15 protein-coding genes and 1 tRNA gene are annotated in these 21,156 nt (G+C 47.7%); 11 read left to right on the top strand and 5 right to left on the bottom strand.

Translation table 11 applies throughout. The features are described from left to right. Positions 1–188 precede the first annotated feature (188 nt). The 5 genes from psbZ (at position 189) to IQ217_RS01240 (ending at position 3,929) form a co-directional block, all read left to right on the top strand. Positions 189–377 (top strand): photosystem II reaction center protein PsbZ, encoded by a 189-nt coding sequence (gene psbZ / locus IQ217_RS01260; RefSeq protein WP_014407093.1) that lies wholly within the window; start codon positions 189–191, stop codon positions 375–377. Positions 378–499: 122 nt separating this feature from the next. Beyond that, complete coding sequence (ribH, locus tag IQ217_RS01255; RefSeq protein ID WP_194018625.1) at positions 500–997, top strand: 6,7-dimethyl-8-ribityllumazine synthase; 498 nt, start codon at positions 500–502, stop codon at positions 995–997. 99 nt (positions 998–1,096) lie between these two features. After that, positions 1,097–2,002: a tRNA epoxyqueuosine(34) reductase QueG gene (gene queG / locus IQ217_RS01250; RefSeq protein WP_338116523.1), complete on the top strand. Its 906-nt coding sequence runs from the start codon at positions 1,097–1,099 to the stop codon at positions 2,000–2,002. A gap of 35 nt (positions 2,003–2,037) precedes the next feature. Continuing rightward, positions 2,038–2,703: an HAD-IA family hydrolase gene (locus IQ217_RS01245; protein WP_190599336.1), complete on the top strand. Its 666-nt coding sequence runs from the start codon at positions 2,038–2,040 to the stop codon at positions 2,701–2,703. A gap of 29 nt (positions 2,704–2,732) precedes the next feature. Then, positions 2,733–3,929 carry a pentapeptide repeat-containing protein gene (locus tag IQ217_RS01240; RefSeq protein WP_194018624.1) on the top strand — a complete coding sequence of 399 codons (1,197 nt, stop codon included), beginning with the start codon at positions 2,733–2,735 and terminating at the stop codon, positions 3,927–3,929. Between the two features lie 107 nt (positions 3,930–4,036). Here IQ217_RS01240 and IQ217_RS01235 read toward each other — a convergent pair whose 3' ends face one another. After that, complete coding sequence (locus IQ217_RS01235; protein ID WP_228023908.1) at positions 4,037–4,558, bottom strand: cytochrome b; 522 nt, start codon at positions 4,556–4,558, stop codon at positions 4,037–4,039. Between the two features lie 428 nt (positions 4,559–4,986). Further along, positions 4,987–5,910, bottom strand: a complete 924-nt coding sequence (locus tag IQ217_RS01230; RefSeq protein ID WP_194018622.1) for a carbohydrate kinase family protein — start codon at positions 5,908–5,910, stop codon at positions 4,987–4,989. A gap of 210 nt (positions 5,911–6,120) precedes the next feature. Between IQ217_RS01230 and IQ217_RS01225 the strand changes: the two genes are divergently transcribed. From IQ217_RS01225 to IQ217_RS01210, 4 genes are all read left to right on the top strand, one after another. Continuing rightward, positions 6,121–7,539: a DUF2079 domain-containing protein gene (locus tag IQ217_RS01225; protein ID WP_194018621.1), complete on the top strand. Its 1,419-nt coding sequence runs from the start codon at positions 6,121–6,123 to the stop codon at positions 7,537–7,539. An 18-nt stretch (positions 7,540–7,557) separates the two neighbouring features. Then, positions 7,558–10,548, top strand: a complete 2,991-nt coding sequence (locus IQ217_RS01220) for an ATP-binding protein (protein WP_194018620.1) — start codon at positions 7,558–7,560, stop codon at positions 10,546–10,548. A 41-nt stretch (positions 10,549–10,589) separates the two neighbouring features. After that, positions 10,590–12,869: a single-stranded-DNA-specific exonuclease RecJ gene (gene recJ / locus IQ217_RS01215; protein ID WP_194018619.1), complete on the top strand. Its 2,280-nt coding sequence runs from the start codon at positions 10,590–10,592 to the stop codon at positions 12,867–12,869. 65 nt (positions 12,870–12,934) lie between these two features. Beyond that, positions 12,935–13,008: transfer RNA gene (locus IQ217_RS01210), tRNA-Met, on the top strand. Here the strand turns inward: IQ217_RS01210 and IQ217_RS01205 are convergent. From IQ217_RS01205 to IQ217_RS01195, 3 genes are all read right to left on the bottom strand, one after another. After that, positions 12,968–13,996: a CHAD domain-containing protein gene (locus IQ217_RS01205; RefSeq protein WP_194018646.1), complete on the bottom strand. Its 1,029-nt coding sequence runs from the start codon at positions 13,994–13,996 to the stop codon at positions 12,968–12,970. The genes IQ217_RS01210 and IQ217_RS01205 overlap by 41 nt on opposite strands. Positions 13,997–14,279: 283 nt before the next feature. After that, positions 14,280–16,151: a pili biogenisis serine/threonine protein kinase SpkE gene (gene spkE / locus IQ217_RS01200; protein WP_194018618.1), complete on the bottom strand. Its 1,872-nt coding sequence runs from the start codon at positions 16,149–16,151 to the stop codon at positions 14,280–14,282. A gap of 44 nt (positions 16,152–16,195) precedes the next feature. Further along, positions 16,196–17,053, bottom strand: coding sequence for a Na+-translocating NADH-quinone reductase subunit B (locus IQ217_RS01195; protein ID WP_194018617.1), 858 nt, complete (start codon positions 17,051–17,053; stop codon positions 16,196–16,198). Between the two features lie 193 nt (positions 17,054–17,246). Between IQ217_RS01195 and IQ217_RS01190 the strand changes: the two genes are divergently transcribed. After that, entirely contained in the window at positions 17,247–19,781 is a 2,535-nt protein-coding gene (locus IQ217_RS01190) for a glycogen/starch/alpha-glucan phosphorylase (protein ID WP_194018616.1), read from the top strand. Positions 19,782–19,932: 151 nt separating this feature from the next. Further along, a complete protein-coding gene (locus tag IQ217_RS01185; RefSeq protein WP_194018615.1) occupies positions 19,933–21,117 on the top strand; it encodes a cupin domain-containing protein in 1,185 nt (394 codons plus the stop codon). Positions 21,118–21,156 lie beyond the last annotated feature (39 nt).

Below are 21,156 nucleotides of genomic sequence, written 5' to 3'. Positions count from 1 at the left end.
GTAGAAAAACCTTGGACAAGGTCTCTGGGCGATCGCCCCTGGGTAATCTGGCTATGTGCTTCCCTCAGGGCACATATTTTGGTAGCTTACATAGGGAAAGATTCAACGATAATATTTGCCCATATCAGCGACTGTCGAGGGTTTCAGCCGGGGACAGTCTTGCTTAATTTATAAGGAGAAACTCTAAAATGTCCATTGTTTTTCAGATTGCGTTGGCGGCCCTGGTGCTTTTTTCTTTTGTGATGGTGGTGGGAGTGCCGGTGGCCTATGCTTCTCCCCAGAACTGGGACCGTTCTAAGCCTTTGCTGTATTTAGGTTCCGGCATTTGGGCCATTTTGGTAATTGTGGTGGCCCTGTTGAACTTCCTGGTCGTCTAGGGGCGGCGATCGCCCTATCCCGGTAATTTTTTTCCATGGCCTGGCTATTGATGAACCCAGGCTGTGGGGGATAGCCCCCGCAAAGTTTGATTCAGCGTTAACCCGATCTAGGGAACTACACCATGACAGTTTATGAAGGGTCGTTTACTCCTCCGGCCCGGCCATTTCGTTTTGCCCTTGTAATTGCCCGTTTCAATGACCTGGTGACGGAGAAATTACTTTCCGGTTGCCAAGATTGCCTCAAACGCCATGGCATTGATGTGGACCCCGCTGGTACCCAGGTGGATTATATTTGGGTGCCCGGTAGCTTTGAAGTACCGTTGGTGACCCGTAAGTTGGCAGTGTCGGGGCAGTACGATGCGATTATTTGCCTAGGGGCGGTGATCCGGGGGCAGACTCCCCATTTTGATTTTGTGGCCGGGGAAGCGGCCAAGGGCATTGCGGCGATCGCCAGCCAGACTGGGGTGCCGGTGATTTTTGGTATTTTAACCACAGACACCATGCAACAAGCTCTAGAACGGGCAGGCATTAAGAGCAACCACGGTTGGGGCTATGCCATGAATGCGTTGGAAATGGCTAGTTTAATGCGGGCCATGGCTCCTTTGACGACAACTAAGTAATTAGATCAGTCAGTGTGTTAGCAGTTAATACAGCTAAGTTTTAGCTCCAAAACTTCATTTTTTCCTTTGCCCTTGTCCCAATCTCTCCTAGAGGAACGCATTAAAGCCCAAGCATTGGCGATCGGTTTCCATCAGGTGGGCATTGCTGACGTTTTGGCAACGGAGACCGATCAGGCAGTCCAAAGGCTACAAAGCTGGATTGCCCTGGGTTATAACGCCGATATGGCTTGGATGGATAACCCCAAACGCCAAAACGTGAGAGAGCTTTTACCGTCGGCCCAGTCAGTGATTGCGGTGGCCCTAAATTATTACACTCCCCACCGCCGCAGTGATCAGCCTGGGATTGGTAAAATTTCCCGCTATGCCTGGGGACGGGATTACCATCGGGTCTTAACTAAAAAACTCAAAGCTCTTAATTTGTGGCTGGAACAACAAGTGCCGGATTTACAGAGCCGTTATTACGTCGATACAGGCCCTATTCAAGACAAAGCCTGGGCCGAACGCGCCGGCCTTGGTTGGGTGGGCAAAAACGGTAATTTGATTAGTCGAGACTACGGCAGTTGGTTATTTTTAGGGGAAATTGTCACCAACATCCCCCTCAACGGCGATCGCCCCCACAGTCAACATTGCGGTACTTGTACCCGTTGCCTCGAAGCCTGTCCCACCCAGGCCATTGTGGCTCCCTTTGTGGTGGACAGTAATAAGTGCATTGCCTACCACACCATTGAAAATCGGGCGGAAACCCTGCCAACGGCGATCGCCAACAATTTGCAAGGTTGGGTGGCGGGATGCGACATTTGCCAAGATGTGTGCCCCTGGAATGAACGTTTTGCCCAACCCACAGACGTGGCGGATTTTCATCCCTACGAAGGCAATCTCAACCCAGAATTAACGGCTTTGGCTAATATTACTGAGGCGGATTGGCAGCAACAATTCACCGCGTCGGCCCTGAGGCGCATAAAACCAGCTATGTTACGGCGGAACGCCCAGGCTAATCTACAATGAAGGACTGACCAAATAGTTGGCCCACCCTCCTCACCATGGCCATTAAAGCTGTATTGTTCGATTTTGACGGTACCATTGCCGATACCCACGACGCCTTTTTTGCCATTGTCAATCGTTTGGCGGACGAGTTTGGCTATCCAGCGGTGGACCAGGTGGAATTGGCTCGCCTCAAGCAATTAAGTTCGGCTGAAATTATTAAATATTCCCAAGTTTCCCCCTTTAAAATTCCCTTTATTTTGAAGCGGTTTAAAAAGGAACTGGGCAAGGAAATCAAAGACCTCAAGCCCTATGGGGACGTTAAAGAGGTGTTGGCCCTACTCAAGCAAAAGGGCTATGTGCTCGGCATTGTCACTTCTAATTTGGGGGATAATGTGCGGATATTTTTGCGCAACAACGACTTAGAACATATGTTCGAATTTGTTAAGGCAGGCACCACCTTATTTGGCAAAAACCGTATTATTAATCGGGTGTTGAAGGAGCATAATTTCAAGGCCGATGAAGTGATTTACGTGGGGGATGAAACAAGGGACATCAGCGCTGCCAAGAAAAGTCGGTTAACGATGATTTCCGTGGCTTGGGGATTCAGCCCGCCGGCCATTTTGCAGGAATACGAGCCGGATTTTTTGGTGCATCAGCCTAAGGAACTACTCACGGCGATCGCCGCTTTGGATAACCACCGCTGGTATCCATTAAAATCCTAGGAATTGCCCTTGTCCTGAATGTTTCGGCTATGCCCAATGAGTTGTTCGATTTGCCTCCAGCCCTAGGACCGGGGGAAAGTAGTACGCCCCGTCGTTCTTTGCCCCAATGGGTGTTTCAAGAGTCTGTTGATCCGGCTATGCCCTGGTTACTGGTGGTGACAGTGCTTGGCATTGCCCTGGGGTTAGTTTTCCGCTGGCCCTGGTTGGGGTTTACTTCAGCGGTGCTGGCCCTGATGTTTTCCCTCCAGGTCATTCTCCCCACCATCAAGTCATGGATACAGCACTACCTCACCGTTCAAGAGCGGCGTTCCCTCTTGGGGGGGCTCGGTTTTGTCTTGGCAAGCGGAGCTCTAGCCCACTATCTAGGCCTTTACAGTTCTGTGAAGTATTGGCTCAATCAATTCAAATACGACGAATTTGGTTCCTGGGCAGAATGGGTGGGGGCCCTGGGGCAAATTATGATCGCTGTACTGGCGGTGTACGTTGCTTGGCAACAATATGTCATTTCCAAGGATTTGACTATTCAACAAAATCGCATCACCCAGCAACAAACCATTGATGCCTATTTTCAGGGTATTTCAGACTTAGCTTTGAGCGATCAGGGCATGTTAGAAGATTGGCCCCAGGAACGGGCCTTCGCTGAAGGAAGAACGGCGGCTATTCTGGCCAGTGTGGATTCCGGTGGTAAGGCAAAAATTCTCCGCTTTCTTTCCCAATCCCGCCTACTCACCCCCCTCAAGCGAGACTATTACCTCGGTCGCCCTATTTTTGATGGCATGGGGGGCTACCAAGAAGACCGCATCCACGGCCTAAGGGTAATTAACCTGGGAGTGATGCTCGTGGCGGCGGATTTGGTGGGGCAGGATCTGCGCTGGGTGGATCTGAGTGAGATTTACCTCATCCGGGCTAACCTCAGTCAAGTGGATTTGGTCAAGGCTAATCTATCCAGGGCGGTGCTCTACGAAGCCAACCTTAATGGGGCGGATCTGAAGGGAACTAGGCTATTTTATGGCACTGGGGATAAGGCTAGTCCCCGCAGTCGCAACCATATTCCCAATTACGAAACTGGTGAGTATACGGGAGCAGTGGTGGAAAATGCCAACTTCAGTAACACCAAGAATATGAGCGAGGAGCAGAGGTGCTATTGCTGTGCTTGGGGGGGAACATTAACTAGAAAAACTATCCCCGGTGGTTGTGAGGGGATAGAAAATCTTCTCGGTCGTTGAGTGCTCCCTCCGCTAAAGGCGTGGGCTTCCTGCTTGACTGGGTTTGTCTTGACACTCCCCACGGATAAATCTGGGGGTTTTCCCACGCCATGGATCTTGATAAGAAATTAAGTTTGCTGTTGAAATCTGTTGATAAAATTGACCCATCTTCGCCAATTAGCTCTGATTACTTTCCAGTAAGTTAACATGTGTATGAAAATAAAAAGCAAGAATGTGTAGGCTAACCAAAAATGGGCATTACGTCCGATTTCTACCATGGCTTCATTTTCGGGAAAAATATCGGGCAAGGTAATGGAGAAAAATCTCACATTATTTGCTTTAAAGGAATTGGACAACAGAAATCCGGAAATTGGCACTACTCCCATAAATAAATATAAGCTCAGGTGGAGGGTAAAGTTACGCCACCAAGCTGGGGATAATTTTGGAGTACGTTTGGTATATTTACGCCACCAGACCTGGAATAAGGTGAAAATTCGCCAGGTCAATAATGCCATGGTTAATATGCCGATGGATTTGTGAAAATCGTATAATTCACTGCGTAAAAATTGTCCCCTTTCTAGGTTAACCATGAAAATACCAGTACAAAAGACAATTAAATAGGCAAGTGCCATCCACCAATGGATTCGCATTAGGGACTTAAATGGGGAATTAAGCCTTGGTTTGCGTTTTTCTGTGGTTTGCTGCAATGGCGGTGTATTCATTGTCACTAGGGAAAATGCTAAAAATTTACGGTCAACAATCGTATTTTTTACAATATTCTATACTTTTTTTGATGTTGATCGGTTAGCTATTAGTGTTGGACTGCCAATGAATTAGTTTCTCCTAGGAGTAGAGATTTGTTGTTGGAGCTTTCACTCTTGTACAGAGAATTTCACTTGTCTGTAAAAGGGTTATGGCCGACACATTATTAAACAAGGTTGCAGGAGCCGTACTTACCAAGACTAAATAGAATTAGCTCCCATTCAGCAAATGTCAATGGCAACTTGTTTAATCAACGCCTCAATTTGTGGTTATACCAATACCAGTATGAAGGCGGCATTTTTTTACATTAATGACATCAACGGGCGATCGCCCCGGGATGGAGGGTGGTGAAAGCCCCCATAGCACTGGCATAGGTCACGGCCTGGCAACCGAGGTGAGCATCTGTGAATAATTTATCCCCGTGGGTTAGGGCTTGGGCTAAAAATCCTGCCACAAAACTGTCTCCCGCCCCGGTGGTATCCCGCACATTGACCTTAAAAGCAGGAACCTCTCCGTAGTTTTTGCCGAGGGAATAGGCACACCCCTTGTCCCCGGCGGTGACCAATATCCCCTGGAGGTGGGGAAATTTGTTGTGGATGGTAACCGGATCTTGATAGCCAAACAACCAGACCGCTTCCTCGTCGGTACATTTCAAAATTTGGGCGTGGGTAATCAGAGTGGGAATCAGTTCTTTGGCTTGCGCTTCATCGTCCCAAAAAACCGATCGCCAATTGACATCTAAAAAGATCTTGACCTGGTGTTTTTTTGCCAACGCCACTAACTGCTTCGTCGCAGTCCGACTGTCGGGATAGGCCAGGGCAATAGTACCCATCACCAGATATTGGGCTGAGGTGAATAAAGATTCAGGAATGTCTTCCCACTGCACCGCTGTGTCGGCAAAATCCCCGCTGTGATATTCCCCAAACCCAGCAAAATGGCGATCGCCTTCCCATGTCCTGGTCACATAAACCAAACGGGTGGGTCGATGGGGATCAATTTGCACTCCATCAACGTTAACTTGGCATTGTTTTAGAACACTTTTTAACTCTTGTCCCGCCCTGTCTGCCCCCAAACGACCAATGAAAGCGGTGCTAATCCCCTGTTTAACCAAAGCACAGGCCACATTGGCAGGAGCACCACCGGCATAGTTAGTCCAGGATGTAACCTGCTCCAAGGGTATTCCCAACTGATCCGCCAAACAGTCAAAGAGCATTTCTCCAAAACATATAACCTCGACCATGGATACTTAACCTGTTCCAAAATTCATCGCTGATTACTTTCCATCCTAGCCTGAGCACCGCAAGGGGTTTCAAGAGTTGGGTTTGCCCAGTCTGCCATGGCACTTAATCCCCCCAGCCTTCTCCATTAAGGCAACAGAACGCCCTTGGTTTGCTAATGTTGGAAGAGTTTTGGCAAATTTTGCCCCATTTTTAGTCCCAGTTGAATCACCATGGAAGTAAGCCAGAGCAAGCCTGGAGGATTTTTGCCCCCCCGTTCTTTATTGATCGGGATGGCGATCGGTGCAGTTATTCTCTTCATCTGTGCCACGGTGCGCCATTGGCTATTCCAATCCACTGCCCTGGATTTGGGGTTTTTCGACCAGGCTATTTATCTCATCAGTCAGGGGGAATATCCCAGGGTTTCCTTTCGGGGCTTTCATATTTTGGGGGACCACGCCGCTTTTTTGGTTTATCCCATCGCAATTTTTTACAAAATTTATCCCTCCGTTTATTGGTTATTTTTCATCCAGGCGATCGCCTTGGCCATAGGAGCTTGGCCCACTTGGCAATTGGCAAAACAAACGGGACTGGGGGAAAAAGAAAGTTTAACCATGGCCTTGGTTTATGGCCTATATCCCCTGATTTTCAATATCAATTTATTTGATTTTCACACGGAAGTAATTGCTGTACCTGGTTTGCTCTGGGCGGTGTGGAGCGCCAGGGCCAATAAATGGGGAATTTTCTTAATTAGTTTAATCATAATTTTGGCTAGCAAAGCAGTGCTTTCCCTCACGGTATTTATGCTAGGTATTTGGTTGCTAATTTGGGAAAGAAAAAGGTTAATGGGACTCATTACCACGGGGGCGGGAATTGCTTGGTTTATTATCACCACCAAAGGTATTATTCCGGCCTTTAGTGGCGAAGAGGCGGCGGCGGTGGGACGCTATAGCTTTCTTGGGGATTCCGTTACAGAAATTATTTTAAATTTAATTCTTAAACCCCAAATCGTTTTAGGAATGTTATTTACGCTGGATAACTTATTTTATTTAGTGCTATTAACTGCGCCGATTATTTGGGGCATTTGGGGTAAAGCCTGGGCCATGGCTATCCCGGCAATTCCTGCCCTATTTGTTAACTTAGTGACCGACTATCTTCCCCAAAAGGATTTAATTCATCAATATTCGTTGCCAATTTTGCCCTTTTTACTCCTGGTGGTGATGACCCATTGGTATCAGGGCAGTAGTTGGCTAAAAAAGCCCCGCTGGATTATTCTCTGGACGGCGATCGCCTTTTTAGCTTTGGGGAAATACACCTACTTTTTCGGCAGATATTGGCACCATTGGGGGCAGTTGGCTAACCTACAAACAGCAGTATCCTTGGTGCAACCAGGCGATCGGGTTTTGACTTCCCCCCACCTGGCGGCCCACTTGAGCCATCGACCCGACCTAGAATTAGCCATTGAAGCGGAAGCTCCCTTCGATCTAAACCGTTTTGATGCGGTGTTATTGCAAACCAACTACGCCGGTTGGGAAAATTCCCAGGGCACGGTGGAAGCCCTAGCCCAACAGGTGAGTCAGGATTCAGCTTTTACGCCAGAATATCAAGAGAATGAAGTGATTCTTTATCGACGCGCCCCCTCTATCCCCTAATTTCAGCTTAGGTTTCCCATGGGCAAATTTCCTAATCTCCTACAAAAATACTGGCTTTTGCCCTGCCTTTTACTGGCGGGTTATGGAGGAAACTATTTTAAACTACATATATTTTTCGGCGTTGATTTTCTTTTTGGTAGCATTGCCACTTTACTAGTACTCGTTTACTGTGGCTTGCCCTGGGGCTTAGTTAGTGCGGCGATCGCCGGCAGTCACACCCTGATCATTTGGCGCCATGGTTACGGGATATTAATAATCATGCTTGAAGCCCTAGTAGTGGGCTTGATGTTGCGCCGTCGGCAGACAAATTTAGTCTTAGTTAACAGTCTCTTTTGGCTGTTAATTGGCATGCCCTTGGTTTATATTTTTTACCGTTGGGGTTTAGATATGACCCCGGTTACCACCGGTTTAATTACCCTTAAACAAGCTGCCAATGGCATTTTTAATAGCTTAATTGCCAGTTTTTTGATCACTGGGTTTGGTTTGCCAAAGCAAAATCTTTCTCCCTTAAAAGGGCCAGCTTTTTTTGCTTGGAAAAAAATATCTTTTGAGCAAACTTTGTTTAATCTGTTGGTGGCATTTATCTTTTTTCCCCTCCTATTTATCACCGTTTTTAATGGTCAAGAAGCTTTTTTGCAAATGGAAAAGCAAACAGTCCAAGAATTAACTACTTTATCCATCCCCATTAAAAATTCCGTTGAAGATTGGTACCAAATTCATCTAGAAGGGGCAGAAGTTTTTGCCACCAAAATCTCGCCTTTAGTAGCAGAAATTAATCAGGGTAATGGGGCGCAATTACCAGCTCTTAATCTCATGACCCAGACCATGCAAACGGCTTTTGCTGGCTTTAGTAATATCTATGTTGGCGATCGCCAGGGGAAAATTATTGCTAGTTCACCGGAGTCGAATGAAGTGGGAGAATCACGCTTAGGACTGATTCAGGCAGAAAAAATGACTGGTTTTTCCAGTCCTCCCAAAATACAAATATCTCCACTACACCGCACCAATGTTAACATCAATCCCCATATTGCTATCACCATCCCACTAGTGGTCAAAAATAGCTTAGAGGGATTTTTTAATGCCTCTTTAAATCTGGCTAAAACAAAAGAATTGTTATATGCAGATAGGGTTACCAAGGAATTAAATATTACTCTCATCAATGGCCAAAATCAGGTCATAGCTAGCACCATTGATGATCTATTACCTTTGGAATCTTATCAGCCTTTTCAAGGGGGTAATCCCAGAGATTTGAATCCATCAACCTACCATTGGTATCCCGATAAACCGGCTAATCCTACTCTCCGTTGGCGTAACTCCTATTACTACCATATTTTATCCTTGGATAAAATTAATGATTGGCAATTAGTAATTGGCTTACCTGCGCGGCAAAGTATCGAGAAATTACAGATTCAATCAGTACAAAAGCTTGGTCTATTGTTATTTTTAAGCCTGGTGGGTTTAGTGATTGCCATTAGTGTTAGTAAACGGGTAGCTAATCCATTGTTAACTTTAGCTAAAATTACCACCGACATTCCCGCCAAATTACAATACCAAGGCTTAACCCCCATTGCCCTGCACAGTGAAGTGAGCGAAGTGATTACCCTCAATGAAAACTTTAATGAAATGCTGATCACTTTACAAAATCAGTTTAAAACCATCAAGCAGGCCAGGGATAACTTGGAAGTGAGAGTGGCAGAAAGAACCAATACTTTAATTATGATTAATAAGCAACTGGCGGGGGAAATTGAAGAACGCCAGCGCATTGAAGTTAAGCTGAGGGAAGCAAAGGAAAATGCTGAATTGGCCAGCGGTATTAAAAGTGAATTTTTAGCTAATATTAGCCACGAAATCCGGACACCAATGAATGCTATTTTGGGATTTTGTGATTTACTTTTACAAAAAGATCTTAGTTTGTCCCAAACAAAAAATTACCTCAATGCCATTGGCTCTAGTAGTAAGGTCTTGTTAGCACTTATCGATGATATCTTAGACATTTCTAAAATTGAAGCAGGTAAATTAGTAATTAATTTGGAGCCAGTAGATTTAAGGACAATTGTTAGAGAAATTAAACAAATTTTCGATTACAAAGCTGAAAGTAAAGGCTTGCTGCTAACTATTCAAGTGGATGAAACCTTAAGCCAAGCCATTTACTTTGATGCGGTACGCCTACGACAAATTTTATTTAATTTGGTGGGTAACGCCCTTAAGTTTACCGAGGAGGGACAGGTTTTCATTTATATCGGTGTGGAAGACATTCGATCCCGCTCCCAGGGCACCTACATTTCCCTAGCCATTGAAGTTACTGACACGGGCATTGGCATTGCCCCGGAAGACCAAGCGAGGATTTTTGATGTTTTCACCCAAAGTCAAGGACAGAGCACCCGCAAATATGGGGGCACGGGTTTAGGTCTGACCATCACCAAACGTTTAACCTCATTGTTGGGGGGAGAAATTAGTCTCTTTAGTCGACCTGGGGAGGGGAGTACCTTCATTTTGCGTTTCCCGGCAGTGCGCTTGGTGGAAAATTTACCCGAGTCCGGTTTTTCCCCTGGCCATGGAGTTCATTCCGATGGTCACCTTGGGGCGATCGCCTCCAACAATGCAACGGAGAGATTTTTGTCGGCTAGGGCTGGGGACATGGCCCCTAACGACAAGCGCTCGATTAACCAAAGCGGATCTGGTCAGTACTCCCCCATGGCAGTGCCCCTAATGGATCAAGCTCGACGGCAACAATTAATTTCTTTGCTGGCACAGGAAGAAACTAACGTTTGGAGCACTTTACGCCATACCCTCGTTTCCCGACAATTAAGAAACTTTGGCGATCGCCTTGCAAGCTGGGGGACGGAATATGGCTGGGACGATTTAGAGGCCTATGGCCAGGGCATTATCCAAGCATTGGAGGATTTTGATAGCCGTCGATTGGAACAACTCATGGGTCAATTTCCCCAATATCGAGCTAGCCTGACGGAAATTGCTGCTGGGGTAGATAGCCGCCATACTGCCGAGTAGGGGGAAAAGTTAGCATAGAATCTACTTTTAATTCTTTGACCATGGCCCAATTTCGTTGGCAATTAATTCCCCCTGTTACTCCCCCCGCCATTTTTGTCGAACAGGTACGTCGCCATTGTGACCAATCCAGCGGCAAATTTGCGGCCCAATTGCTATGGCAAAGGGGTATTCAAGCGGCGGATCAGTTGGCCGGGTTTGTAACACCGGAGCATTACACTCCCACCAGTGGCTGGGAATTTGGCCAGGAGATGAAATGGGCTGTGCAACGGTTGGGGCAGGCCATGGAACAGGGGGAAAAGATAACTATCTGGGGGGATTTTGATGCCGATGGCATTACTTCCACTGCAGTGTTATGGGAAGGATTAGGACAGTTTTTCCCCCAGGGTGACCAGTTGAGTTACACCATTCCGAATCGTTTACGGGAATCCCACGGACTCAATCGACCGGGTCTAGAACGTTTAGCGGCCCAGGGCACCAAGCTGATTGTCACCTGTGACACCGGCAGCACCAACTTGGCAGAAATTCTCTATGCCCGGGAATTGGCCATGGATGTGATTGTCACTGATCACCACACATTGCCAGACGATCGCCCTGAAGTGGTGGCAATTATTAACCCCCGTTACTTTGCCGATGACCATCCCCTGTTTAATCTTTCCGGGGTAGCAGTGGCTTTTAAGCTGGTGGAGGCCCTTTATGACCATTACCCTACAGTGCCCCGACAACCTTTGGAAAAGTTGCTGGATTTAGTGGCGATCGGTTTAATTGCCGATTTAGTCACTCTGAAGGGGGATTGTCGTTACCTGGCCCAGCGGGGCATTGCCCAACTCCGTACCCAAAAAGATCCCGCCACCGCCACCCGTCCCGGCATCCATGCTTTGCTTAACCTTTGTAACCGTAACGGCGATCGGCCCACGGATATCGGTTTTGGCATTGGCCCCCGCATCAACGCCATTAGTCGCATTAAAGGGGATGCTAGCTTTGGGGTGGAATTGCTCACCAGCCGAGATCCACAAATTTGCAATCAATTGGCCGCGGAAACGGAAACCCTCAACAGTAGACGCAAAGGGCTGCAGAAATCCGTCATCACCGAAATTGACCAACGGCTCCAAAATATTGACCTGTCCACCACCGGGGTAGTAGTACTCACCGATCCCCAATGGCCCACAGGGGTTTTAGGCCTAGCCGCCAGCCATGTTGCCCAAACCTGTGGCCGTCCGGCCATTTTGCTCAACACCCAAGATGGGGAAATTGCCAAGGGTTCAGCCCGTTCTGTGGCCAACATTGACCTCTATGCCCTACTGCACAGTCAGCGACATTTAATGTTGGGCTTTGGGGGTCATCCCTTTGCCGCTGGCTTAAGCTTGCCGCTGGATAAATTGCCGTTGTTCACGGAAGCAGTTAATCAACAGTTTTGGCAAAGCTATGGAGCCCAAATTAGTTTAGATCCCATTTTGTCGGTGGACCTCCAGGTCACAGTGGCAGATTTAGGACAGGACCTATTCCGGGAATTTAATTTGCTGGAACCCTATGGCATGGGCAATCCCGCCCCCCAACTACTACTAGAAAAAGTACAAGTCGAGCGGCCCAGCTTTCGCAACATCAAAGACCGCACCGGCAATAAGGTGTCCTATCTCAAAACTAATTTTTGGCTGACGGAATATCCACCTCAAACCGATGGCGATGGTCAAGTCATTCAATGCCCTGGGGTCTGGTGGGGTCACCATCCCGATGAACTGCCCCAAAATGAACCGTTAGATTTGGTGGTGGAATTGGACTTTAACACCTACGATCGCCGGTATGAGGTGCGCCTGATCGATTTTCGCTTACATCAACCCCAAGGGATTACATCTAGTCAAACTAGTGCTAATTTAATTGACCGCCGTTCCCCCCATTGCCCACACCATGGTCTTTCTCCCCAAGGTCATGTTCTCCGCACCTGTCCCAGTAGTTGGTCAGAATTACGTCGGGCCTACCAACAGGCGATCGCCGCCCAACAACCCCTAGTGTTGGCCTATCATTTTTTACCCCAATGTCCCACTGCCCTAGTGGCCCAGTTAGAAGAACAATGGCATGGACGAAAAACAGCCGAACTTTCTCCCCTCAGCTTGCAAAAACAATGGGATTTTAGCCATGGCTTAGCTAGTCAAATTCTGATTCTGATCAAGGAGCACAGCCCAGCGTTAACCCCCGGCAGTGCCTGGCCGAAAGCTTTGGTCCGGCAAATTGAAACTTTAATTGCAGAAGAACAATTCCAAAAACAATATTTCAGCCAAGTGTCCCTCACCCCCGAACTTTTGGCCACCGTACCCGACAGCCCATAAAAATTATTTTGCCATGCTGTGAATTTAGTGTAAGATTGTTAACTGTCCGTTGAAGAAACAGACAAGGCTTGGTAGCTCAGTTGGTTAGAGCAGGGGACTCATAAGCCCAAGGTCGGCGGTTCAAATCCGCCCCGAGCCATTTTTCCGTTGCTGTTGCCAGTAGGGTTTTGCACCAGTTGACGACATTGCTGACGGTGCCCAGGATCAATAAACTGGTTCTGGAGTGGTTGCCATTGGTCCCAATATCCCAGGCGATCGCCGTGGAAAATGGCATTCCATTGGGGACAGAGTTTTTTTAGATCCACATCAAGGTATTGCTCCACCATGGCCCTCAAGACGAAACTGTCTTGTAGGCTACCCAAAATTTCCTGGGTTATTTTCACTTTGGCTAACAATTCTTGATATTGCTGGCCGTAGTAGTCACTGAATAGCTCCATCTGGTAACGGGTACGCTTTGCTTGCTTGCGGAGATCGTGCAGAACTAATTCTTCCCCATCCAATAGGATTTCAATAGCCGACGGGCTCAGTTGAATACAACGACGTTGTTGGGCCGTGCCATGGGTATCAGGGACAATTTCTGTACCCACTAACCAACCGGGGTGAAGGAAAAATTCCGCCAGTTGGGGCAACAGTAAGTCCGGTAAGACATCGGCGATCGCCAGGCTCCCGAGGACAGTAATTTGGGGTTGGTCTAGCCACCCTTGCCAGTGCTGTTTGAATCGGGAAAATTTGTCGTGGGTCAATAGCTTATAGGTTGCTTTAAAAGCGTGTTTCCGTTCCTTTTGTAGATATTTAAGAACTTTATTCAAATAGCGTTGCTCGTTTTTGGGTAGATGGGGCAAATATTTACTAAGCAAAATTTCCTGCAAAACGTCATTGTCCCGCTGTGCTCCCAGGCGTTTACCTATTTTCCCTACCCTTTCTTCTGTAAGCCCCTTGGGTAATTGCACTGCGGCCTCAAAACCGGCGATCGCCGTCCGCAGTCGTCGCACCCCCACCCGTAACTGATGTAAGTCTTCGGGGTCTTGATCCTTTAAAACCCTGGGGGCATATTTGAAAACTTTTTCAGTGTGTTTACTAAAAGCGAAAATTGCCAGCTTACCAAAAGTACGTGCTGCTGTTTCCATGTCAATCAATCACCAAAAATTCTCCGTTATCTCCATCCTAGGATAGGAATTTGAGGATTCCTCAAGGTTACGAACAGGTTAAGAAATCCGGCCAGGATGGGGGAGTTTTGGTTTTGGCTCAGACCGCCTTGCCATGGCCAACGGGAAAGTTCCTATCAGGGATTTGTCTGTCATGTTTCAATTAAGCTTGCAATAAAATTTGATGAATAAAAGACTGATTTAGAGAAGATAGTTGAACTTAATTATTTCATTTTAAATTAAAGACATTGAAAAGAACCCGGCGTTACAAAGGAGAAAAATTAGTTCTCATTACCCGCAATTCCAGATCAAAGGCGATCGCCTCCTTGGCTTCCGATGTAATCACCAATTCGTAGTAGCCAGCTTGGGCGGTGGGGCCAGACCAGCGATGGATGGCGGAGTTTTGCAAAATTATTTCTGGCCCAGTGGGGGGATAAAAAGAAAGGCGGGCACTGGGGGGAGCATCCAACTCCAGGCTGAATTGTTCTGTGGGGGGAATGGTAATGGCATAGGCATAGCCCTTGCCTGGTTCCAGGGTGCCCCTGAGATTAAGCTGATCGGTACCCTCAAAACTGAGTCTTTGGTAATGGCTTCCATCCTCCAGGCTGGCCAAACTATCAAAGGCCATGGCATTCCACACCTGGGCCAGGGGTCGCTGTTCAAAGTCCGGTTCCCCTAACGAAGTAAGACTGACCATGGGCAAATGGTGATGGAAGCGGGCATTGACCAAATCATAAAAACTACGGCTACTGAGGCGCAATTGATTCACCTGGGGAATCCAGCGTCGGCGATCGCCAGAATTATTTTGGGCAAAATCCCGGATCGCATCCCGATTCAAACCCTCCAGGGCATCCAACACCGCAATGGTCATGGCCATCCGTTCTTCTGGGGTGCCTAGGGTCGCAGGTCCATCATTATTGTTGCCGGTATTGTTGGTATTAGTGGTTATTTCCTCGGGGTCAATGTTTAATTGAAAAGCTAAACCATCATCCACTAGGGCTTGGAACCTTTGGGGAGAAATGCCCAAATTAAGCCGACGGGCCCGGATCTCATTTTTGATCTCCAAATCCGTTTTTTGCGGTGCATCATCCTCTGGTTTGTCTGGTGCCAAACTTTGCAACATGGCCCGTTGTTGACCCAGGAGCCACAACTGTCCAGCCCCCCAACCCATGGCCATGGCGATCGCCATCAATCCCAGCAAGATGAGTGATTTTTTCACCAGCCCCTTTAACCCATCGACTCGGACCATGGTTTTTATTGTGGTAGAAAAATGAAAGAGCCAGGGAGCTTGATGGGCCAAGGGTAGAGAGGGTTCCCCGGCCTCTCCAGCCCCTTTGGTTAACGGGCCCACGTCACCGTTAGTAGCCTGGGCACTGGGGGACTTCGGGCTGAAACTAGCCACTGTGGGTAAAAATTTTTGCGGCAAATTGTTTAAATTGTCTGCCAAAGTAGGCAAATCCACCAGGGGAGGCCAACAGGAGCATTGCAATAGTAGTTGGCGAAATTCTGGACTAAGGGCAACGGAGGATAAAACTTCTTCCCCAGAAGCATTAGGGTTCACGACCCCCGTCAGTAAGGCGATCGCCCCCAGGGCCAAATTGTGCAAATCTCTCCGGTCTTCCCCTGGGGTACCGCAATAATACTGACTATGGCTAAAGTCCACCAACACCGGCAGGCCATCCACTCTCCGCCGCACCACCTGTTCTAGGCTAATCTGACCATGGCAAATTTTTTGGCTATGGAGATAGCGCAATACAGGTAACAATTGACGGCACCATTGACGTACTTCCGATTCTGTAAAAGCCTTACCCTGATTGCGACGGCCCTTGAGCAAGTCCAAATAGGATTGCCCTTCGATAAAATCTTGGACTAAGTAAAGCTCTGTCCCCAGGGCAAAAAACTCTCGAAAATTAGCAATTTGGGGATGGTCGAGGGCGTAGAGTATTTCCGCCTGTTGCTTAAATAAATTGCCGGTTTTGTCCCCAGGAAAGGAGGTTAAAACTGTGATGGTGCAAGGTTCGTCAAAGCGATGGGTGTCGTGGGCGAGGTATTGTTGACCAGGGGAACTGGTGCCTAAATGGAGTTGGATCAGATAACGGTCATCGAGGCGTTGGCCCAGGGACAGGGATGGGGTCATTGGGGGAAGGGGAAAAAGTTATCCGGCCAATGGCACATCCTAGCTTAATTTGATGGTACAGGTTTGGCTTTTTGCCACCATTGAAAACGGGCGGCGGGAAACTGACGGTCTAGCAATACGGTGAGGGGAGAAAGCAGAAATAGGGCCCAAAATAGGGCAGTGGGCAGGTAAAAGTAATATTGCAAAATTAGACTGACTATGGCGATCGCCGTGGCCCAGATTAAACGACCGGGGCGGCCATTGGGAATGGAGCGGGGATCGGTGAGCATAAACAGGGCAAACACCAATAGACTGCCATTTTCCAGGTGGTGGAAACTAACCTCCGCGGGCCAACCTAACCAAGCATTACGCAGTAAATCCAGCCCGGCATAGACTGCTAAAAACATTACCGATGTGTCCCACCTGCCCACTCTGCCCAACACCAACCCCCCAGCGGCCAGGAACATGGCCCCCAGCCAGAGGGTAGTGCCCCACTGTCCCGGGGAAACCCAGGCATCCCCTGTTAAAGTTAAAGCGGCAATGATGCCAAAGTTGGCCGGATTGAACCAATGTTTGCCCCAGGCTTGCAAGAGGAATTTACTGGCGATCGCCAAGGCCGCCGCTAACACCAACGTAGATAAATGGTTAGCCCGCAGTAGTAAACATAGACCTAAACCGGTGATTAAGGCACTTTTCCAACCCTGATGTCCCCAAAAACTTTGCCAGGTATGCCAGGAAAACCAACGCCCAAAATTACCTTGTTGATTGATGGTAAAAAGGCATTGCACTACTAAGGTTGTGGTCAAAATAACGGCGATCGCCAAAGGGGTCAAACTCCAGTCCCGCGCCAATATCCCCAAACTCAAAAAGCTACAGAGAAAAATAATCTGGTAATCCCGGGCATCACGGTGGGCAATGGTCATGGGGCACTCCTCGCAACGGCGACAAATTACGACCATTCTAGGCACAGAGGGCAAGGGCCAGAGGAATTTGTAACGGTTTGTTATGATTCGCCGATTTTGTTAAGAAGTCCAACAAATGTCCCCATTCCTAACCAAACTTTAATGGCAGTTGCACACTATAGGAAAAGGCACACCATTAACGGAGCACCTCCCCATGGCTTTTAATACCACCAATCCCCTCATTCAGGTGGAAGACGACCGCACTGGTCTGAGCGTGGAAACCCTGAAGCGGGCCTTGGCCGACAACCTGTTTTATCTCCAGGGAAAATTTCCTGGCATTGCCACTAAACATGATTGTTATATGGCCCTGGCCTACACCATCCGCGATCGTTTGCTCCAACGGTGGTTGAATACGTCCCAAACCTATCTCAACTGCGACAATCGGGTGGTGGTCTACCTGTCGGCGGAATATCTTTTGGGGCCCCATCTGGGCAATAACCTCATCAATCTGGGGCTGTGGGAGCCGGTCAAACAGGCAGTGGAGGAGTCGGGATTAAACCTAGAAGAATTGATCAACATTGAAGAGGAACCAGGGCTAGGTAACGGTGGTTTGGGTCGTTTGGCCGCCTGCTTTATGGATTCCCTCGCCACCCTGGAAATTCCGGCGATCGGCTACGGCATCCGCTACGAATTCGGTATTTTTGACCAGGAAATTGAAGATGGTTGGCAGGTGGAAATCACCGATAAATGGTTACAGCTAGGTAATCCCTGGGAAATTGCCCGCCCGGAGGCGGCTGTGTTGGTGAAACTGGGGGGCCATACAGAAAGCTACACCGATGAAAAGGGGGATTATCGAGTGAGGTGGATTCCGAACAATCTAGTCAAGGGCATTCCCTACGACACGCCAATTTTGGGTTACAAGGTCAGCACCGCCAACAATTTGCGGCTATGGAAGTCGGAAGCGGCGGAATCCTTCGATTTTCAGCGGTTCAACATGGGGGACTACTATGGCGCAGTGCAGAATAAGGTTACTTCAGAAAATTTAACGAAGGTTCTCTACCCCAACGATGAACAACTCCAGGGCAAGGAATTACGGTTAGCCCAGCAATACTTTTTTGTCTCCTGTTCTTTGCAGGACATGATCCGCATCCATTTAGCGGACAACCCTAGTCTGGAAAATTTCCATGAGCATTTTGCCGTACAACTCAATGACACCCATCCTTCCATTGGTGTAGCGGAACTGATGCGTTTGTTGGTGGATGAACACCATTACGAATGGGGCAAAGCTTGGAATATTACCCAGGCTACCTTTAGCTTCACTAACCATACTTTGTTGCCCGAAGCTTTGGAAAAATGGTCTTTGCCTTTATTTAGTCAGATGTTGCCCAGGCATTTGGAAATTATTTACGAAATTAACCAACGTTTCCTTGATCAAGTGCGAATTAAATATCCCAACGACGGCGATCGCCTGGCCCAGCTATCCATTATTGACGAAGCTGGGGAAAAGTGGGTGCGGATGGCCTATCTGGCCACGGTGGGTTCCCACGCCATTAATGGGGTAGCGGCTTTGCATAGTCAGTTAATTAAGGAAACTATTCTCAAGGATTTTTACGAACTTTGGCCAGAAAAATTTAGCAACAAAACCAACGGAGTTACCCCCCGTCGTTGGCTGGTGCTCAGTAATCCCCGCCTGAGTAATTTAATTTCTTCCCGCATTGGCGAGGGCTGGATCAAAAATTTGGATGAGTTGAAGCAATTAGAACCCTTCGCTGACCTAGCTGGATTCCGCCAGGATTGGCGCCAGGTAAAACGGGAAGTTAAACAGGATTTAGCCCACTACATCAAGGCGCAGAGCGATTTGGTTGTCAATCCCGATTCCCTGTTTGATGTGCAGGTAAAGCGCATCCACGAATATAAACGCCAACATCTGAATATTCTCCATGTCATTCACCTCTACTTGCAAATAAAAAATAACCCTAATTTAGAGATCTCTCCCCGCACGTTTATTTATGGTGGGAAGGCGGCCCCCGGTTACTTCATTGCCAAATTAATCATCAAGTTAATTAACTCCGTCGCTGAAGTGGTCAATAACGATCCCGCCATTGGCGATCGCCTCAAGGTGGTGTTTTTATCCAACTACAACGTTAAATTTGGCCAAAAAGTTTACCCCGCCGCTGATTTATCAGAACAAATTTCCACCGCAGGCAAGGAAGCTTCCGGTACGGGCAATATGAAATTTTCCATGAATGGAGCCTTAACCATTGGCACCTTAGACGGAGCAAATATTGAAATCCGAGAAGAAGTAGGGGCAGAGAACTTTTTCCTTTTTGGTCTTACTACTCCAGAAGTAGAAAAAACCTTGGCAGCAGGCTATCAACCCTGGGAATATTACAACAATTATCCCGACTTAAAAGCGGTGGTGGATTTAATCAATTCTGGCTTTTTCTCCCATGGAGATACGGAACTATTTCGTCCCCTGATGGATTCTTTATTTGGCCATGATCCTTACCTAGTTTTCGCTGATTTTCAAGCCTATGTGGATTGTCAGCATCAGGTGGGAGAAGCCTACAAAGATCAGGAAAATTGGTCTCGCATGGCCATTCTAAATGTGGCCCGCATGGGTAAATTTTCTTCGGATCGTACTATTCGGGAATATGCCGAGGATATCTGGGCCATCAAACCTGTTGTCATTGAACTAGAAGACCTTTGTCCTGATGGTCAATGTTTGTTAATTTCTCCTGATAACTAATTACCTAAACGTGTCTCCATTTTATTGCTAAAATCTTCCCCTTAGCATCAGTTACATTTTGTTAACGGGGTGTTACCGTCCCCACAATCCTCGTTTATTTTCCAGATAAAGACAATTTTTATCACTGGATTGTGACCATTCCAGCATCACTATGGTTGATTCGATAATGGGAAAGCTGAGGCGGCGGTTTTTGTGGGTAGCATTGAGTGTTTTGTTGGTAACTTGTCTGGGGATTTTTTCCCCCACTATTGCCCAAACTCAACAATGGCGATCGCTCTCCAATGTGGTTTGGGGTAAGAATTTACCAGCTTTTAGCTATGCTTTTAACAAAACACCCCTAGTTCTTTATGACGGCGGCACCACTAAGCAGGTGGGAACCTATAACTTTCCCGTCAGTAAAGGCATGGCGGGGGTTTATATGAGCTTAGAGCCGGGGGCCATTAGGGAATTACACTGGCACGCCAACGCCGCAGAATGGGCCTATGTCATGGAAGGCCGCACCCGCATTACCCTCACCAGTCCCGAGGGCAAAGTGGAAATTGCCAACGTAGATAAAGGGGGACTCTGGTATTTTCCCCGGGGTTGGGGCCACAGCATTGAGGGGATTGGTCCCGGCACTGCCAAATTTTTGTTGGTGTTCAACGATGGCACCTTTTCCGAAGGGGCAACCTTTAGCGTTACCGATTGGCTTTCCCACACCCCGATCGCCTGGGTGGAAGAAAATTTAGGTTGGACGGCGGCCCAGGTGGAACAATTGCCCAAAAAACAGGTATATATTTCATCCTATGGCCCGGCTCCTGGCCCCTTGGCCAGTGCGACTCCCCAGGGGCAAACGGCCAAAATTGAAGTTCCCCACACCCATAATCTCTTGGGGCAACAACCCCTAGTTTCCTTGGGTGGTAATGAATTAAGACTCGCCAGCGCTAAGGAATTTCCCGGCAGTTTTAACATGACCGGTGCTTTAATTCATTTAGAACCGGGGGCCATGCGTCAGCTCCATTGGCATCCCAACGCAGACGAGTGGCAATATATTCTCGATGGCGAAATGGATTTGACGGTTTTTGCTTCCGAGGGTAAAGCCAGTGTGAGTCGTCTCCAGCAGGGGGACGTGGGTTATGTGCCCAAGGGTTATGGCCATGCCCTCCGCAACAGTTCCCAAAAATCGTTGGATATTTTAGTGGTTTTCAATGATGGGGATTACCAGAGTATTGATCTAAGTAATTGGTTAGCCAGCAATCCTAGCTCGGTGTTAGGAAATACTTTCCAAATTTCACCAGAATTAACCAAACAATTACCAGTGCAAGACACAACTTTTTCTCTACCAACTCAAAAATAATTATTTATAAATACCAAGGGAGAATAATGGCATGAAAAT

It is taken from the genome of Synechocystis salina LEGE 00031 (genome assembly GCF_015207985.1).
Lineage (GTDB): Bacteria > Cyanobacteriota > Cyanobacteriia > Cyanobacteriales > Microcystaceae > Synechocystis > Synechocystis salina.
The sequence above is the reverse complement of the archived record's forward strand: the minus strand, read 5'-3'. Positions and strand labels throughout refer to the sequence as shown.

What these genes read in the sequence shown, in the direction of transcription:
- psbZ (WP_014407093.1), top strand. Translation starts at nt 189, where the DNA reads ATGTCCATTGTTTTTCAGATTGCGTTGGCGGCCCTGGTGCTTTTTTCT.
- ribH (WP_194018625.1), top strand. Translation starts at nt 500, where the DNA reads ATGACAGTTTATGAAGGGTCGTTTACTCCTCCGGCCCGGCCATTTCGT.
- IQ217_RS01245 (WP_190599336.1), top strand. Translation starts at nt 2,038, where the DNA reads ATGGCCATTAAAGCTGTATTGTTCGATTTTGACGGTACCATTGCCGAT.
- IQ217_RS01240 (WP_194018624.1), top strand. Translation starts at nt 2,733, where the DNA reads ATGCCCAATGAGTTGTTCGATTTGCCTCCAGCCCTAGGACCGGGGGAA.
- IQ217_RS01235 (WP_228023908.1), bottom strand. Translation starts at nt 4,558, where the DNA reads ATGCGAATCCATTGGTGGATGGCACTTGCCTATTTAATTGTCTTTTGT.
- IQ217_RS01230 (WP_194018622.1), bottom strand. Translation starts at nt 5,910, where the DNA reads ATGGTCGAGGTTATATGTTTTGGAGAAATGCTCTTTGACTGTTTGGCG.
- IQ217_RS01225 (WP_194018621.1), top strand. Translation starts at nt 6,121, where the DNA reads ATGGAAGTAAGCCAGAGCAAGCCTGGAGGATTTTTGCCCCCCCGTTCT.
- IQ217_RS01220 (WP_194018620.1), top strand. Translation starts at nt 7,558, where the DNA reads ATGGGCAAATTTCCTAATCTCCTACAAAAATACTGGCTTTTGCCCTGC.
- recJ (WP_194018619.1), top strand. Translation starts at nt 10,590, where the DNA reads ATGGCCCAATTTCGTTGGCAATTAATTCCCCCTGTTACTCCCCCCGCC.
- IQ217_RS01205 (WP_194018646.1), bottom strand. Translation starts at nt 13,996, where the DNA reads ATGGAAACAGCAGCACGTACTTTTGGTAAGCTGGCAATTTTCGCTTTT.
- spkE (WP_194018618.1), bottom strand. Translation starts at nt 16,151, where the DNA reads ATGACCCCATCCCTGTCCCTGGGCCAACGCCTCGATGACCGTTATCTG.
- IQ217_RS01195 (WP_194018617.1), bottom strand. Translation starts at nt 17,053, where the DNA reads ATGACCATTGCCCACCGTGATGCCCGGGATTACCAGATTATTTTTCTC.
- IQ217_RS01190 (WP_194018616.1), top strand. Translation starts at nt 17,247, where the DNA reads ATGGCTTTTAATACCACCAATCCCCTCATTCAGGTGGAAGACGACCGC.
- IQ217_RS01185 (WP_194018615.1), top strand. Translation starts at nt 19,933, where the DNA reads ATGGTTGATTCGATAATGGGAAAGCTGAGGCGGCGGTTTTTGTGGGTA.